The sequence below is a fragment of the Streptomyces sp. NPDC056503 genome, from assembly GCF_042794995.1.
Classification (GTDB): Bacteria; Actinomycetota; Actinomycetes; order Streptomycetales; family Streptomycetaceae; genus Streptomyces.
Window position 1 is genome coordinate 14,430 of record NZ_JBHTST010000110.1, and the last position, 15,585, is coordinate 30,014.

Consider the following 15,585-nt stretch of genomic DNA (forward strand, 5'->3'; position numbering starts at 1 on the left):
GGCCGGTCACCCGGCCGGGCGGACGCGGGCCTGTCCGCCGGTCACCGCCCGAGAAGCCGAGGGACGGCACCGGGACCGCCCGCCCACCGTCCGCTCCACCCCTGAGTCCCCCTCCCGCGTTCGCGAACGACCCGAGCGGAGCACCCGATGAGAGGCCCCCGGCCCACCCCACGACCGTCCCGCGCGCGCGTGCGGGGCGCGACGATCGCCGCGTTCGTGGCGCTCGCCCCCCTGCTCCCCGCGGCGGCCGTCGCCGTCGGGACGGTGCGGGTCGACGCCGCGCTGCCCTACGTCTGCGCCCTGCCCTCGGGGCCGCAGGCGGCGACGGTGCGGATCACGGCGGCCTTCCCCGAACGGGCGGCCGTGGGCGAGGAGATCCGGCCCACCGACGTCACCACGACCGTCGAGCTCCCGGCGGCGGCCGTGGCCGGCCTCACCGCGCCCCGGGCCGCCACCGTCCGCGCGGAGACGCGGCTCGCGGTCGGCGTGGCCCAGAACGAGCAGCGTACGGAGGTCACGTGGAGCGGCACGGCGCAACCCGTCGCCGTACCCGCCGAAGGGCCGCTCGTCCTCGCCACGAGCGGTGACGTGCCGTCCCTGACCACGGACACCGCGGGCCGGCTGGTCCTCACCGCCGGGACCCTCGCCGTCGACCTCGCCCCGAGCGCGGCCGACGGGGCGGCCGCCACCCCCGCGGCCCTCTCCGTGGCCTGCGCACCCGGCCCGGACGCGGAGGGCCGTACGGTGCTCGCCGAGGTCCCGGTGGGCGCCGACTCCTCGGCCGGAACGCCGTCGACCCCGCCGCCCTCGCCCACCGCCCCCTCCTCGCCGTCGTCCCCGCCCGTGGGCCGGCCGCCCGCGGACCGGCCGACCGACGGCCGGCCGACCGTGGGGGTGCCGGAGACCACCCGCGGGACGCCCGGCGTCCCGAAGACCCCCGAGGCGGGGCGGCAGGCGGACAGGGGCCCCGCGGCGGCCGACGAGGACGCGCCGGGCACGCCGGCGCCCCGGCCGGACGCGCCGCCCTGCGTGACCGAGAAGCCGACGCCCCTCTCGCTCTCCGCGTACATCACCGGCTACTCCAACGTGCGGAAGCTGAACGGCGCCTCGCTCGTCCCGGTCACCTGCATGCTGATCGAACAGGGCGAGATGCAGATCCCGAACGAGCCGCCCCCGGAAGGCGAGTTCCACTTCACCAACCTGTCCCTGGCCGACCTCTCCTACCAGGGCCGCAAACAGACCCCGCCGTTCACCGCCACCTTCCTGACCTTCGACTTCCAGCCGGTGACGGCGACCATGGTCCTGGAGCAGACGGGGCCCATCACGGTCGACACCCTGGTCCGCGTCATCTTCTCCACCTTCGACAACTACCTGGAGAACACCGTCCGGGCTCCGCTCGTCCTCCGCGTCCTCGACGTCAAGGTGAACGGAGTCGACCTGGACGTCGGCCCCTCCTGCCGCACGGCGACACCGCTCGCCTCGCCCGAGCCCGAGCCCGACACGTACCCGGGGGACCACCTGGTCCTGCTGGGTCTGGGCAGGATCCCCTTCGGCCAGCCCGCCGAGGGCTACGTCCTCACCGGCGGCGGCGCCCTCACCGGCGAGGTCACCATCCCGCCCTTCAAGGACTGCGGCGCCGGCGGCGAGGACCTCGACCGGCTGCTCACCGCCTCCATCTCCGGGCCCGGCAACTACCTCAAGCAGATCCAGGGCCAGACCTGCTCCGTGGGCGTCGAGGTACCGCCTCCGGACCAGTGCACCGAGGACCGCCAGCCCCTCATCGTCCCCAAGCCCGAGCGCTGACCCCAACGAAAGGCCCCGCCATGCCCCTCGTCTCCTCCCGCGCCAAGCTCGCCACCGTCTCCGCCCTCACCGCGCTCGGCGCCTTCGCCTCCATGGGCACGGCGACCGCGGCCGCCCCGGTGCTCAACGGCGGCTGGGCGCCGTCCACCCGCTGCCCCGTCGACGCCACCGCGATGATCGCCTCGGACGGTCTCGACACGTCGCCGCAGTGCATCGTCTCGTACTCCCTCAGCGGCTCCATCAAGCTGGGCAACACCACGGTGACCACCGGGAAGACCAACCTCCAGATGGGCGTCGTGCAGAACGCCGACGGCACCAACTCGGTCGTCGCGCCCGCCGGCGGCGCGCTCATCGCCGACTCCGCCACCGTCCCCGGCGGCCTGATGGGGCTGATGTGTCCGAGCGACATCCCCTTCGTCACCGACATCTGCCGGCAGCTGTCGGACGCCAGACTCAACAAGATCACGGCCACCATGGAGTCGGTCGGCACGCCCTCGCAGTTCGACCAGATCGCGGGCGTCCTCACCGACCAGCCGATCGTGACCATCCCGGTCCGTATCCGCCTGCAGAACCCGTTCCTCGGCGACAACTGCTACATCGGGACCAAGTCCCACCCGATCCTGCTCCGCCCGAAGAACCTCACGGCGCCCGAGTTCGGCGTCGAGCGCTTCGACGGCGACGGCACCGCGAACGAGGAGGGCGACATGAGCCGCCTCAACCTCCTCGGCTCCACCCAGTACGACGACGGCTTCGCCGTCCCCGGCGCCAGCGGCTGCGGTCTCGGGTGGTTCGGCGTCATCGACGCGGCGGTCAACCTGAAGACGGGGCTGCCCTCCGCCGCGGGCAAGAACAAGCTCCTGCTCGACAACACCCAGACCTACCTGACCGGTCTCTTCGCCCCCGGGGTCCTCTCCCCCGACGCCGGCAAGGTCTTCTCGCGGAACTGGCACTCGGCCGTCAACTAACGGCCACCCAGGGGTCATTACCGGCCGAGTCGGCCGCGTACACCCTCCTCGCGAACATGACTCTTGCTCAAGTTGTGTACAGCACACAACAGTTGTCCTAGCTTTCAGCACATCCACATCGGTACGTACCAGACGGCTCCTGCGGCGCCCACCACCCCGGTCGGGCGCCGTAGCGCCGCTCCCCCACCGGTCACGTAGCAGAACAAGGGATCGGTCCATGCCCTCCACCGCACAGTCACCGGAGCTCGGTGAGCCGCTCGATCCGCTGCCCCGAGAGTTCGCCGCCCTGATGCGACCGGAGATCCCGGGCCTCGTCAAGGAGATCGGCGTCGAGATCGAGCGCGCCTACCCCGTGTACACCCACCTCTTCAACGGCCCCCACTGCGACGCCATCCGCCAGGGCGTCGAGCAGGCCCTGGCCGCCTTCGTGGACCGGGTCGACACCCCCGGGACGAACTCCGTCCTCCGTGACGAACTGCTGCGCCAGTTCGGCCGGGTGGAGGCGTACGAGGGACGGGACCTGGACTCCTTACTCGGCGCCTACCGCCTCGGCGCCCGCATCGCCCTGCGGCGCGCCAAGAGCATCGGGCGCACCTACAACCTCTCCCCCACCCTGATCCTGGCCTTCGCGGACGCCCTCTTCGCGTACGTGGACGAGCTGGAGGCCCTCTCCCGCGAGGGGTACGTCGCCGTCCAGACCCGCGCGGTCTCCGACGTGGCCGCGCTGCGCAGGAAACTGCTCCACCTCGTCGTGGCGGGGCCGCCGCTGCCCCGGGCGGCCGTCGCCGAGCTCTGCCGGGAGGCGTCCTGGCAGCTGCCCGCCGAGTGCACCCTGGTCGTCCTGAGGCCGCCGGCCACCGGGGTCCTGCCGGCCCAGCTCGACCGGGACGTCCTCGCCGACCTCAGCCTGCCGCACCCGCATCTCCTCGTGCCCGGCCCGCTGACCGAGGAACGCCGCGTGATGCTCGACGCCGCCCTGGCCGGCACCCCCGCCGTCATCGGACTGACCGTGCCGCCGGCGCAGGCCGCCCACTCGCTGCGCTGGGCGCGGCGGGTCCTCCAGCTCGTCGACGACGGCATCGTCGCGGACGCCCCCGTCGTGGCGTGCGAGGACCATCTGACGACCCTGTGGCTGCTCTCCGACCCCGCGCTGACGGCCCAGCTCGCCCAGCGCGAACTGGCCCCGCTCGACGGCCTGTCGGGCACCCGCCGCGAGCGGCTGATCGAGACCCTGCGCGTGCACGTCTCCACCCGGGCCCCGGCCGAGCAGGTGGGCGAACTCCTCGGCGTACACGCCCAGACGGTCCGCTACCGCCTGCGGAACCTCGACAACCACTTCGGTGACCGGCTCCTGGACCCCGATCACCGCTTCGCCCTGGAGGCGGCCCTGCGCTCGCTCCACCTCCACGGCCGGAAGTCCACGGACTGACCCCGCCCCGCTCCCCCTCCCTGGGCCCGCTACCCCTCCCTGGGGACGAGCCGGCAGCGGGCCGGACCGGCGGCCTGAAGGGTGATCGCGGGGGCGACCGGCACCTCGGTGTCCACGGCCTCGAAGCCGTGGCGCTGGAGGATCATCGCGAGCGCGATCACCGACTCCAGCATCGAGAAGTGCTGGCCGATGCAGGCCCGGGGGCCGCCGCCGAAGGGGAACCAGGCGTAGCGGGGGCGGGCGGCCTCCGCCTCGGGGGTGAAGCGGTCCGGGTCGAAGCGCTCGGCGTCGTCCCAGTAGGCGGGGTGCCGGTGGGTGACCCAGGGGGCGACGATGACGTCGGCGCCGGCCGGGATGGCGACGCCGCCGACCGTGGTGGCGGCGACGGCCCGGCGGCCGATGACGGGCGCGGCCGGGAAGAGCCGCATCGCCTCCTTGAGGACCCGGGTCACGTACGGCAGCGCGTCGAGGTCGGCCGCGCCGGGGGTACGGCCCCCGAGGACCCGGTCGACCTCCTCGTGGGCGCGCCGCTGGGCCTCCGGGTGGAGGGCGAGGAGGTGGAGGGCGAAGCCGATCGAGGTGGCCGTCGTCTCGTGGCCGGCGAGCAGGAAGACGAGGACCTGCTCGCGGAGTTCGGTGGCGTCGAAGGCGCCGTCCTCGGCGCTCTCGGCCCGGACGAGCAGGGTCAGCAGGTCGTCGCCGTCCTCCTCGGCCCGGCCGCCGGCCTTCCGCTCGGCGATGATCCGGTCGCACTCCTCGTACAGCGCCTGGTGGAGGGCGGCGGCGCGGCGGTTGCCGGGGGTGGGCCAGTCGCGGGGCACCTTGACCGGGGCGTAGCCGCGGCTGAGCACGTACGAGCCGACGCCGGGGAAGCAGCGCTCCACGACCTCGACGGCGGAGTCGACGTCGGTGCCGAAGAGGATGCGGGCGACGGCGCGCAGGGCGAGCCGGGTCGACTCCTGGAGGACGTCGACGGTCGTGGCGCCGGACTTCTCCCACTCGGAGGTGAGGGTGGTGACCTCGGAGGCGATGGCGTCGGCGTAGCCGTCCACGCGCCGCTTGGTGAAGAGCGGCTGGACGAGCCGGCGCTGGCGCAGGTAGTCGTCGTCCTGGCTGGTGAGCAGGCCGTTGCCGAAGGACTCGCGGATCTCCTGGTAGAAGGCGTTCTCCTTGCGGAAGTTGGCGGACTCGCCGGCGAGGACCTGCTGGGCGCCCTCGGCGGAGAAGACGGCGTAGACGTGGGCGCGGACGCCGGGCGGGCCGGCGGTGATGCGGACGACGTCGCCGTGATCGCGCCGGGCGCGCAGGAAGGTGCCGAGCGAGTCGTTCCTGAGGTCGAACATCGAGCCGATGACGGGCAGTCCGGTGAGGACGGGTGCTTCGGTGCGGGTTTCGGTGGCTTCGGTGGCCATGTGACTTCCCCCTTGATCGCGGCGCCGTGGGGATTGTCCCGCAGGAAGTGACCGGAGGGTAGCTTCCGCCGACGGGCCGTCCTGTTCTGGCCCGTTGGCCGGTTCCGGACGATTGTCAGTGGCGTCTGGGAGGCTCGGCGGCATGGACGAGAACGACGAGTACACCGGGACCGAGGCGGGCGGGCGCCCCGCGCTGACCCTCCAGCTGACGATCGACTGCGCCGATCCGCGCCGACTGGTGCCGTTCTGGGCCGAGGCGCTGCGGTACGTGCCGGAGCCGCCGCCCGGGGGCCACCCGAGCTGGCGGGCGTACTGGGCGGCGACCGGGGTCCCGGAGGAGGAGCTGGGCGACGCCGCCGACGACCTGCCGGAATCGCTGGTCGACCCGGCGGGGGTCGGACCGCGCGTGTGGTTCCAGCAGGTGCCGGAGCCGAAGACGGTGAAGAACCGCGTCCACCTGGACCTGAAGGTCGGCGGCGGCCGCGGGGTGCCCCTGGCGGTGCGCCGGGCGCGGGTCGACGGCGAGGTGGCCCGGCTGACCGCGCTCGGCGCGACCGTGCTGTACGCGATGGACGAGCCGCACGGCATGGACTACTACGCGATCGTGCTGCAGGACCCGGAGGGCAACGAGTTCTGCGTGGTCTGACGGACGGGGTCGGGCGTCAGCCGGCGTCGCGCGGGTCGAAGGAGCGGGTGTCGACGGTGAGCGGCGCGGGGAAGGCTCCGGCGACGGCGTCCCAGCGGGTGAACTTGAAGTTGGTGGACTCGCGGTCGCCGTCGGCCGGGGTGGCCTCGCCGTCGTGGGTGACGAGCAGCCCCTTCGGAAAGGCGCTGCCGAGCGGCACGTTCACCACGGCGGCGCCGTCGGAGTGCTGTACGCCGTCGGTGGCGGGGCCGTCGGTGACGGCGAAGGAGCCGAGGTAGGCGTTGTCGCCCTCGCGCGTGTAGACGGCGAAGGAGTCGTCGCCCTGGCTGGAGGCGAGGAGGTATCCGGTGCCGTCGTCCCCGTGGTAGACGGTGACGCCCTCGGCGTCGGCGCTCAGGTGCTCGCCGCCGAAGCCGGGGTCGTGGGCGGTGTCGAGCACGCACTCCTCCTCGGCCTCGTCGTACGTCCACGGGACGCCGTACTCGCGGACCCGGTCGAGGAGTTCGGGCCGCTCGAACTCCTCGTCGTCGAGTTCGACGCGCCAGAGGCCGACGGCCTCCTGGGCGGCGTAGAGCACGTGCTCCTCCTGGTCGACGGCCATGCCCTCGACCTGCGGCAGTTCGCCGGGGTCGGCGCAGGGCCGCCAGGAGGTTCCGTCCGGCAGGGCGAAGGAGGTCGGCAGGTCGAGCGTGGACTCGGTGCGGTAGCCGACCCGGCCGCCGCGGTCCTCCAGCTCCAGGAGGCGCAGCCGGCCGCGCTCGCGCTGGGAGACGACGACATAGGCGTCGTCTCCGTCGCGGTAGGCGGTGAGGCCGTAGGCGGTGGTCTGCTCGTCGACCTCGTCCTCGGTCGCGGAGAAGACGGGGGTGACGCCGGCGGCGGTGACGTCCCTCAGCGGGGCGCGGCCCGCGGCGACGGCGGCCGGGTCGATCGCGTAGGCGCGGATCCGGTCGCGGCCGCGGTCGCTGACGACGGCGAGGTCGGTCCTGCGCCCGCTCAGCTCGAAGCCGTACACGAGGTCGACGTTGTTGAACCGCCCGGGGGCGGCGTCCTCGCCGGGGGCCGGCGGGGCGGCGACGTGCTGGACGCGGCGGCCGTCGAGCCCGTAGACGTCGAGCCCGCCCTCCTTGAGGGTGCCGATGACGAGGCTGCGGCCGGGCCGCGTGGGGTCGACCCAGATCGCGGGGTCGTCCGCGTTCGCGTTGCCGCCGGCCTCGTCGTCGTGGACGGCGGGCGTCTCGACGCGGGCGGTGACGGGCACGGGGACGGGGTGGGGGCCGGCGGGGACCGCGGCCACCACGGTCAGGGCGGCGGTCAGGGCGGTCAGGGCGGAGGCGCTCACGGTACTCCTCGGTAGCGGTCTCGGACGGGCCGAGACACTACGGAGGCAGGGTGGAGCACCCCTTGCGGAGCCGTGAACTCCGGACGGCCGTACGGAAGACGCGGCTAGCATCACGGGGATGGGGACGGACATCGAAGGCGTGATCGAGGTGCGGGCGGCCGACGGCCGCTGGGAGATACGCGAGGGGCTGCCCGACTGCGCGTCGGTGCGCGACCGAAACGCGCGGGAGTGCCTGTTCGGGTACGGCGGGGGGCTCCAGGTGGAGCGGCCGCTGTTCGACGCGCGGGGCGTGCCGGACGACGCCTCGGAGGACGTGCCGGACGACGAGATCAACCACAGCCACTCCTACGCCACCTGGGCCGAGGTGGCGGCCGTCGACTGGGACGCGCCGCTGAACGACCGCGCCGACGGGAACCACATCGCCGTGTGGCGGCCGGACCCGGACGGCGAGCTGGTCCTGGACCACGTGACCTGGACGCCGCTCGCGGTCCTGGACGCCGCGGAGGAGCTGTTCGGCGAGGACCTGTGGCCCTTCGAGTGGCCGCCGGGCGGCGAGGTCCGGCTGGACGGGGCGGTCTACCGGCCGGTGGTGTACACGCCCCGGATGTTCGCCCCGCCGGACGGCGACCGCTGGGGCCCGGTCTGGGCGGTCATGCGCGACCTGGCGGCCGTCCACGGTGACGAGAACGTCCGCCTGGTCGTCTGGTTCGGCTGAGGCCGGGAGCCGCGCCGCGCGCCTACTTCGCGAGGGTGCGGCTGATCACCATGCGCTGGATCTCGCTGGTGCCCTCGAAGATGGTGTAGATGGCGGCGTCGCGGTGCATCCGCTCGACCGGGTACTCGCGGGTGTAGCCGTTGCCGCCGAGGATCTGGATGGCCTGGGCGGTGACGGTCTTGGCGACCTCGCTCGCGTACAGCTTCGACATGGAGCCCTCGGCCTTCGTGAAGGGCTTGCCGGCGGTGGCCATCCAGGAGGCGCGCCAGACCAGCAGACGGGCGGCGTCGATCTGGGTGGCCATGTCGGCGAGCTGGAAGGCGACGCCCTGGTTCTCGATGATCGGGCGGCCGAACTGGACGCGGGTCTTCGCGTAGTCGAGGGCGACCTCGTACGCGGCGCGGGCGGTGCCGACGGCCATGGCGCCGACCGCCGGGCGGGAGGCCTCGAAGGTGGCCATGGCGGCGTTCTTCACGCGCTCGCCGCCGGACTTCGCCTTCTCGCGGGCGCGGGCGAGGCGCTCGTCGAGCTTGTCCTTGCCGCCGAGGAGGCAGGAGCCGGGGACGCGCACGTCCTCCAGGACGACCTCGGCGGTGTGCGAAGCGCGGATGCCGTGCTTCTGGAACTTCTGGCCCTGGGAGAGGCCGGGGGTGTGCGGCGGCACGATGAAGGAGGCGTGCCCCTTGGAGCCGAGCTCCGGGTCGACGACGGCGACGACGACGTGGACGTTGGCGATGCCGCCGTTGGTCGCCCAGGTCTTGGTGCCGTTGAGCACCCACTCGTCCTTGGCCTCGTCGTAGACGGCCCGGGTGCGCATGGAGGCGACGTCGGAGCCGGCGTCGGGCTCGGAGGAGCAGAAGGCGGCGACCTTCACGTCGTTCGCGTCGCCGTACATCTGCGGGACCCAGGTGCCGATCTGCTCCTCGGTGCCGTTGGCGAGGACGCCGACGGCGGCGAGGCCGGTGCCGACGATGGAGAGGGCGATGCCCGCGTCGCCCCAGAAGAGCTCCTCCATGGTCATCGGGACGCCGAGGCCGGTGGGGTCGAAGAACTGCTGGGCGTAGAAGTCGAGGGAGTAGATTCCGAGCTTGGCGGCCTCCTGGATGATCGGCCAGGGGGTCTCCTCACGCTCGTCCCACTCGGCGGCGGCCGGCCGCATGACGTCCGCGGCGAAGCCGTGAAGCCAGTCACGGACTTCCTTCTGGTCGTCGTTGAGCTCGAACGTGAACTCGGCCATGTTCCCTCCCAGCAGTACGTTACTTGCGGTAACACCAGTCTGTTACCGGCGGGTACGGCTGTCAACCTGCGGGTCCTCCCGGGCGAAGCGGATCAGGCGGTTCGGCACAGCATGCCGGTCGGGTGTTACGTTGCGACAGCCTCAGGTCATCGCACGGGCGGGGAGACACGCTTATGGACATCGCACACCGGACCACCGACCAGCAGAAGCCCGCCGAGCAGCGGCGCCGCGAACTGCTGGAGGCGGCGGACCGGGTGGTGCTCCGCGACGGCCCCAAGGCTTCCATGAACGCGATCGCGGCGGAGGCCGGCATCACCAAGCCGATCCTCTACCGCCACTTCGGCGACAAGGGCGGCCTCTACCGCGCCCTGGCCACCCGCCACACCGACGCCCTCCTCGCCTCGCTGCGGGCCGCGCTCGACGCCCCCTCCGACCGGCGCCGCCGGGTCGAGTCCACCCTCGACACCTACCTCGCCTCCATCGAGGCGATGCCACAGGTCTACCGCTTCCTCATGCACCCGGCCGAGGAGTCCCACCAGGCCGAGCAGGGCTTCGACGTCGGCCGCCACTCGGCCCCGCTGCTCCGCCGCATGGGCGAGGAACTGGGCCAGGTCATCGCCGAACGCGTCGACCTCGGGCCGGCCGCCGAGGCCCAGGCCCGGATCTGGGGTCACGGCATCGTCGGCATGATGCACGCCGCCGGCGACTGGTGGCTCGGCGAACGCCCCTGCTCCCGCGCCGAGCTGGTCCGCTCCCTGGCGGACCTCCTCTGGGGCCGCCTCGCCGAGGCCGACGACCGCCCGGACGGCCCCGGCTTCTGACGCTTCGGAGCCACCGCGGTGCCGCCCCGGTCGAGGGCGCGGCCCGACACCCCCGGCGTACGGCTCCGGGCCGGCCGGGATCCGGTTCGGGAGCGGCCCCGGACCGTTCCGGGGCGTCCCGTCGCGGGCGGGGCGAGGCGGGGCGGTCGCCCTCGGAGCCGTACCGGAAAGCCCCGCGTCACGCCTCCAGCGCGGAGGCTCCCCCACCCCACGGCTGCTTGCGGATCGCGCGGAGCAGACGTGATCTCCGCCACCCCGTGACGCGCTCGGCGTAGACGCGGCCGTCCAGGTGGTCCATCTCGTGCAGGAGGCAGCGCGCGAAGAAACCCGTGCCCTCGACGCGGACCGGGGTGCCGTCCGTGCGGACGCCCTCCACCACCGCGCGGTCGTGACGGGCCACCGGCGCCTCCAGGCCCGGCAGCGAGAGGCAGCCCTCGGGGCCGCGGTACGCGTCGCCGTCCGCCTCGACCAGGCGCGGGTTCACCACGTGCCCCAGGTGCCGCACGTCCTCGTCGTCCGGGCAGTCGTAGACGAAGACCCGCAGCCCCACGCCCACCTGGTTCGCGGCGAGGCCGACGCCGTGCGCGGCGTACATGGTGGCGAACATCGACTCCACCAGACCGTCGAGTTCGGGTCCGAACTCGGTGACGGGGGCGCAGGACGCGTGCAGCACGGGGTCGCCGAGCAGGGTCATCGTCCGGACGATGCCGGAGCTGCCGGGGATGGGACGGTTTCGCATGGCGGTAAGGGTACGGTCCGCCGTGACCTCCTCATTTCATACGGTCGGCACGGTGCCGTGGTTCGGGCTCCTGGCCGGTTCTCGATAGGCTGAGCCCCGACCGACGCAAGGAGGATCAAGGACGATGTCAGGACACCCCGGTAATCCAGAGCCGCTGTCTCCGCGTGCCAAGCTGGCCGTGACCGCGGGCAAGGCAGCCGCCGCGGTGTCGCGGGCGGCCGGCCGTGGCAGCGGATCGGTGATCGGCGGCCGGGTGGCGCTCAAGCTCGACCCCGACCTGCTGGGACGGCTCGCGCAGCACCTGGACGTCGTCCTCGTGTCCGCCACCAACGGCAAGACCACCACGACCCGGCTGATCGCCGAGGCGCTCCGGGCCAGCGGCCCGGTGGTCTCCAACGCCCTCGGCGCCAACATGCCCGCGGGCATCACCTCCGCCCTCGCCGGCGGCAGTGACGCCCGCTACGGCGTGATCGAGGTGGACGAGAAGTACCTCGCCGGCGTCGCACGCGACACCACCCCCAAGGCCATCGCGCTGCTCAACCTCTCCCGCGACCAGCTCGACCGCGCCGCCGAGACGCGGATGCTCGCCGAGAAGTGGCGCGAGGGCCTCAACGGCTCCAAGGCCGTCGTCATCGCCAACGCCGACGACCCGCTGATCGTGTGGGCCGCCTCCTCCTCCCCCAACGTGGTGTGGGTCGCGGTCGGCCAGGAGTGGAAGGACGACGCCTGGTCGTGCCCCTCCTGCGGCGGTGTCCTCCAGCGCCCGGGCGACGACTGGTTCTGCGGCGAGTGCGGCTTCCGCCGTCCCGCCCCGAGCTGGGCGCTCAGCGGCGACCACGTGCTCGACCCGCACGGCTCGGCCTGGCCGATCCGGCTCCAGCTGCCCGGCCGCGCCAACAAGGCGAACGCCGCCACCTCGGCCGCCGTCGCCGCGGTCTTCGGCGTGCCGCCGCAGGTCGCCCTGGAGCGCATGTACCAGGTGCAGGCCGTGGCCGGCCGCTACGACGTGGTCGCCTTCCAGGACCGGCAGCTGCGGCTGCTGCTCGCGAAGAACCCGGCCGGCTGGCTGGAGACCTTCTCGCTGATCGACCAGCCGCCGACGCCGGTGATCCTCGCGGTCAACGCGCGCGGCGCCGACGGCACCGACACCTCCTGGCTGTGGGACGTCGACTACGGGCGGCTCGCCGGCCACCCGATCATGGTGATCGGCGACCGCCGGCTCGACCTCGCGGTCCGGCTGGAGGTCGCGGGTGTCGACTTCCGCGTCTGCGAGACCCTCGACGAGGCCGTCGCCATGGCCCCGCCCGGGCAGATCGAGCTGATCGCGAACTACACCGCCTTCCAGGACGTCCGCCGTCGTGTCGGCAACTGACCCCGCCCCGACTCGCAGAAGGAGCAGCAGCATGAGTGACAGCAGCCTGCGCGTGGTCTGGGTCTACCCGGACCTGCTCAGCACCTACGGCGACCAGGGCAACGTCCTCGTCGTCGAGCGCCGCGCCCGCCAGCGCGGCCTGTCCGTCGAGCGCGTGGACGTCCGCAGCGACCAGCCCGTGCCCACCTCCGGCGACATCTACCTGGTCGGCGGCGGCGAGGACCGGCCGCAGCGGCTCGCGGCCGAGCGGCTGCGCCGTGACGGCGGCCTCTCCCGGGCCGCCTCCAACGGCGCGATCATCTTCTCGGTCTGCGCCGGCTACCAGATCCTGGGCCACGAGTTCATCAACGACCTCGGCGCGCGCGAGCCGGGCCTCGGCCTGCTCGACGTGACCACGGTCCGCGGCGAGGGCGAGCGCTGCGTCGGCGACGTGCTCGCCGACATCGACCCGCATCTGGGGCTCCCCCAGCTGACGGGCTTCGAGAACCACCAGGGCGTCACCCACCTCGGCCCGACGGCCCGTCCCTTCGCGCGGACCGTCTTCGGCAAGGGCAACGGCACCGGCGACGGCACCGAGGGCGCGTACAACGACACCGTCTTCGGCACCTACATGCACGGTCCCGTGATGGCCCGCAACCCACAGATCGCGGACCTGATGCTGAAGCTGGCCCTCGACGTCAACGCGCTGCCGCCGACCGACGACCGGTGGTACGAGGCGCTGCGCGCCGAGCGCATCGCGGCCGCCTCGCAGCCCGCCTGACGGCAGATCCGACAGGCCGTCAGGAGCCCGGCGGAAGCGCACTTCTGAGCGGGCTAGCGCACATTGGATTCGTAAGTAAATACGGTGTCCAATCTGCGGACATCCGGTTCGGCCCCGCCACCCGGCAACGATAGGGTGGCGGGGATCCAGCCGGACGACGTGGTCCGGGAGTCGGCCCACGTTGCAAAGGTTTTTGGGCTATGCGCATTGGTGTGCTCACCTCCGGCGGAGACTGCCCCGGTCTGAATGCCGTCATCCGTTCCGTCGTGCACCGGGCCGTCGTCGACCACGGGGACGAGGTCATCGGCTTCCACGACGGGTGGAAGGGCCTCCTGGAGTGCGACTACCGGAAGCTCGACCTCGACGCGGTGGGCGGCATCCTCGCCCGCGGCGGCACCATCCTCGGCTCTTCCCGCGTCCAGCCCGCGCACCTCGTCGACGGGGTCGAGCGGGCCAGGGGCCACGTCGCCGACCTCGGCCTCGACGCGATCATCCCGATCGGCGGCGAGGGCACCCTCAAGGCCGCCAACCTCCTCTCCGAGGCCGGCCTCCCCATCGTCGGCGTCCCGAAGACGATCGACAACGACATCGCGTCGACCGACGTCACCTTCGGCTTCGACACCGCCGTCACCGTGGCCACCGAGGCCCTCGACCGGCTGAAGACCACCGCCGAGTCCCACCAGCGCGTCCTCGTCGTCGAGGTCATGGGCCGCCACACCGGCTGGATAGCCCTCCACTCGGGCATGGCCGCCGGCGCCCACGCCGTCGTCGTCCCGGAGCGCCCCTTCGACATCGACGAGCTGACCGCCCGGGTCGGCGCCCGCTTCGAGGACGGCAAGCGCTTCGCCATCGTCGTCGTCGCCGAGGGCGCCAAGCCGCGCGAGGGCACGATGGACTTCAAGACCGCCGGCACCGACATCTACGGCCACGAGCGGTTCACCGGCGTCGCCAACCAGCTCTCCGTGGAGCTGGAGCGCCGGCTCGGCAAGGAGGCCCGTCCGGTCATCCTCGGCCACGTCCAGCGCGGCGGCACCCCCACCGCGTACGACCGCGTCCTCGCCACCCGCTTCGGCTGGCACGCCGTCGAGGCCGCGCACCGCGGCGAGTTCGGCATGCTGACCTCGCTGCGCGGCACCGACATCGTGATGGTGCCGCTGGCCCAGGCCGTGGAGACCCTGAAGACGGTTCCCTCGGACCGCTACGCCGAGGCCCAGAGCGTGCTCTGAGCCTCCTCCGGCACGACACCCGCCCCCGGTCGCGAACGCGGCCGGGGGCGGTTCTAGTCTGGTGCGGACAACAAGCGCGAAACGGGCTCGGCGCGCAATGGGCTCCAGGAGTAAGCGATGGATCACAGCGGGCACGGCATGACCACGGATCTGCCGCCGTTCACGCTGGGGCGGGGCCTGGAGTTCTCTCCCGACCTCTTCTTCCTGGTCGGGTGCCTCGCGGCGCTCGCTCTGTACGGGTGGGCGGTGGCCCGGCTGCGGCGGCGCGGCGACGCCTGGCCGGTCGCCCGGACCGTGCTCTTCACCGCCGGCGTGCTGACCATCGCCCTGGTGATGTGCACCAAGCTGAACGACTACGGCATGGTCATGTTCAGCGTGCACATGGTGCAGCACATGGTGATCTCCATGGTCTCGCCGATCCTGCTGCTGCTCGGCGCGCCGGTGACGCTGGCGCTGCGGGCGCTGCCGGTCGCCGGACGCGGCTCGCTCGGCCCGCGCGAGCTGCTGCTGAAGCTGCTGCACAGCCGGTACACGCGGATCGTCACGCACCCCGCCTTCACCATCAGCATGTTCATCGCCAGCCTCTACGGCCTCTACTTCACCTCGCTCTTCGACACCCTGATGGCGTCGAAGCCGGGGCACATCGCGATGATGGTCCACTTCCTCATGGTGGGTCTGGTCTTCTTCTGGCCGATCATGGGCGTGGACCCGGGCCCGCACCGGCCGGGGTACGTGATGCGGATGCTGGAGCTCTTCGCGGGCATGCCGTTCCACGCCTTCTTCGGCATCGCGATGATGATGGCGACCCAGCCGATGGTGGAGGCGTACAAGAACCCGCCGGCCTCCCTCGGCATCGACGCGCTCGCCGACCAGAACGCGGCGGGCGGCATCGCCTGGGCGTTCAGCGAGATCCCCTCGGTGCTGGTCCTGATCGCGCTGGTCTACCAGTGGTACCACTCCGAACAGCGGCAGGCGGCCCGCAAGGACCGGCAGGCGGACCGGGACGGCGACAAGGAGCTGACGGAGTACAACGCGTACCTGGCCTCGCTCCAGGCGCGCGGCCGCTGAGCGGTCGCCCCACTCCGCGCGAAGGCCCCCGGGGCCAGGTCCCGGGGGCC

Annotated in this window: 14 protein-coding genes; 10 read left to right on the forward strand and 4 right to left on the reverse strand. The window is 72.8% G+C overall.

Going from position 1 to position 15,585, the window contains the following annotated elements; translation table 11 throughout:
• Positions 1 to 147: 147 nt before the first annotated feature.
• The 3 genes from ACFQ8C_RS27325 to ACFQ8C_RS27335 all read left to right on the forward strand — a co-directional run bounded on the left by ACFQ8C_RS27325 (position 148) and on the right by ACFQ8C_RS27335 (position 4,197).
• Positions 148 to 1,803 carry a DUF6801 domain-containing protein gene (locus ACFQ8C_RS27325; protein WP_383462251.1) on the forward strand — a complete coding sequence of 552 codons (1,656 nt, stop codon included), beginning with the start codon at positions 148 to 150 and terminating at the stop codon, positions 1,801 to 1,803.
• Positions 1,804 to 1,823: 20 nt separating this feature from the next.
• On the forward strand, positions 1,824 to 2,768 hold the full coding sequence (locus ACFQ8C_RS27330) for a hypothetical protein (protein ID WP_383462253.1): 945 nt from the start codon (positions 1,824 to 1,826) through the stop codon (positions 2,766 to 2,768).
• Between the two features lie 217 nt (positions 2,769 to 2,985).
• A complete protein-coding gene (locus ACFQ8C_RS27335; protein WP_383462255.1) occupies positions 2,986 to 4,197 on the forward strand; it encodes a helix-turn-helix domain-containing protein in 1,212 nt (403 codons plus the stop codon).
• A gap of 29 nt (positions 4,198 to 4,226) precedes the next feature.
• Here ACFQ8C_RS27335 and ACFQ8C_RS27340 read toward each other — a convergent pair whose 3' ends face one another.
• A complete protein-coding gene (locus tag ACFQ8C_RS27340; protein WP_383462256.1) occupies positions 4,227 to 5,609 on the reverse strand; it encodes a cytochrome P450 in 1,383 nt (460 codons plus the stop codon).
• 142 nt (positions 5,610 to 5,751) lie between these two features.
• Between ACFQ8C_RS27340 and ACFQ8C_RS27345 the strand changes: the two genes are divergently transcribed.
• Entirely contained in the window at positions 5,752 to 6,255 is a 504-nt protein-coding gene (locus tag ACFQ8C_RS27345; RefSeq protein ID WP_383462258.1) for a VOC family protein, read from the forward strand.
• A gap of 16 nt (positions 6,256 to 6,271) precedes the next feature.
• Here ACFQ8C_RS27345 and ACFQ8C_RS27350 read toward each other — a convergent pair whose 3' ends face one another.
• Positions 6,272 to 7,597, reverse strand: a complete 1,326-nt coding sequence (locus ACFQ8C_RS27350) for a phytase (protein ID WP_383462260.1) — start codon at positions 7,595 to 7,597, stop codon at positions 6,272 to 6,274.
• A gap of 118 nt (positions 7,598 to 7,715) precedes the next feature.
• Here ACFQ8C_RS27350 and ACFQ8C_RS27355 point away from each other — a divergent pair, with 118 nt between their 5' ends.
• A complete protein-coding gene (locus ACFQ8C_RS27355) occupies positions 7,716 to 8,312 on the forward strand; it encodes a hypothetical protein (protein WP_383462261.1) in 597 nt (198 codons plus the stop codon).
• Positions 8,313 to 8,334: 22 nt separating this feature from the next.
• Here the strand turns inward: ACFQ8C_RS27355 and ACFQ8C_RS27360 are convergent, their stop codons facing one another.
• Positions 8,335 to 9,549: an acyl-CoA dehydrogenase family protein gene (locus tag ACFQ8C_RS27360; protein WP_383462263.1), complete on the reverse strand. Its 1,215-nt coding sequence runs from the start codon at positions 9,547 to 9,549 to the stop codon at positions 8,335 to 8,337.
• Positions 9,550 to 9,722: 173 nt separating this feature from the next.
• Between ACFQ8C_RS27360 and ACFQ8C_RS27365 the strand changes: the two genes are divergently transcribed.
• Positions 9,723 to 10,370 (forward strand): TetR family transcriptional regulator, encoded by a 648-nt coding sequence (locus tag ACFQ8C_RS27365; RefSeq protein WP_383462265.1) that lies wholly within the window; start codon positions 9,723 to 9,725, stop codon positions 10,368 to 10,370.
• A gap of 178 nt (positions 10,371 to 10,548) precedes the next feature.
• Here the strand turns inward: ACFQ8C_RS27365 and def are convergent, their stop codons facing one another.
• Positions 10,549 to 11,109, reverse strand: a complete 561-nt coding sequence (gene def / locus ACFQ8C_RS27370; protein ID WP_383462267.1) for a peptide deformylase — start codon at positions 11,107 to 11,109, stop codon at positions 10,549 to 10,551.
• 124 nt (positions 11,110 to 11,233) lie between these two features.
• Between def and ACFQ8C_RS27375 the strand changes: the two genes are divergently transcribed.
• From ACFQ8C_RS27375 to ACFQ8C_RS27390, 4 genes are all read left to right on the forward strand, one after another.
• A complete protein-coding gene (locus ACFQ8C_RS27375; protein WP_383462269.1) occupies positions 11,234 to 12,481 on the forward strand; it encodes a MurT ligase domain-containing protein in 1,248 nt (415 codons plus the stop codon).
• A gap of 31 nt (positions 12,482 to 12,512) precedes the next feature.
• Positions 12,513 to 13,241, forward strand: coding sequence for a type 1 glutamine amidotransferase (locus ACFQ8C_RS27380; protein WP_383462270.1), 729 nt, complete (start codon positions 12,513 to 12,515; stop codon positions 13,239 to 13,241).
• A 200-nt stretch (positions 13,242 to 13,441) separates the two neighbouring features.
• Entirely contained in the window at positions 13,442 to 14,467 is a 1,026-nt protein-coding gene (locus ACFQ8C_RS27385; RefSeq protein ID WP_383462272.1) for a 6-phosphofructokinase, read from the forward strand.
• Between the two features lie 117 nt (positions 14,468 to 14,584).
• Complete coding sequence (locus ACFQ8C_RS27390; RefSeq protein ID WP_383462274.1) at positions 14,585 to 15,535, forward strand: cytochrome c oxidase assembly protein; 951 nt, start codon at positions 14,585 to 14,587, stop codon at positions 15,533 to 15,535.
• The last annotated feature ends 50 nt before the right edge of the window (positions 15,536 to 15,585 follow it).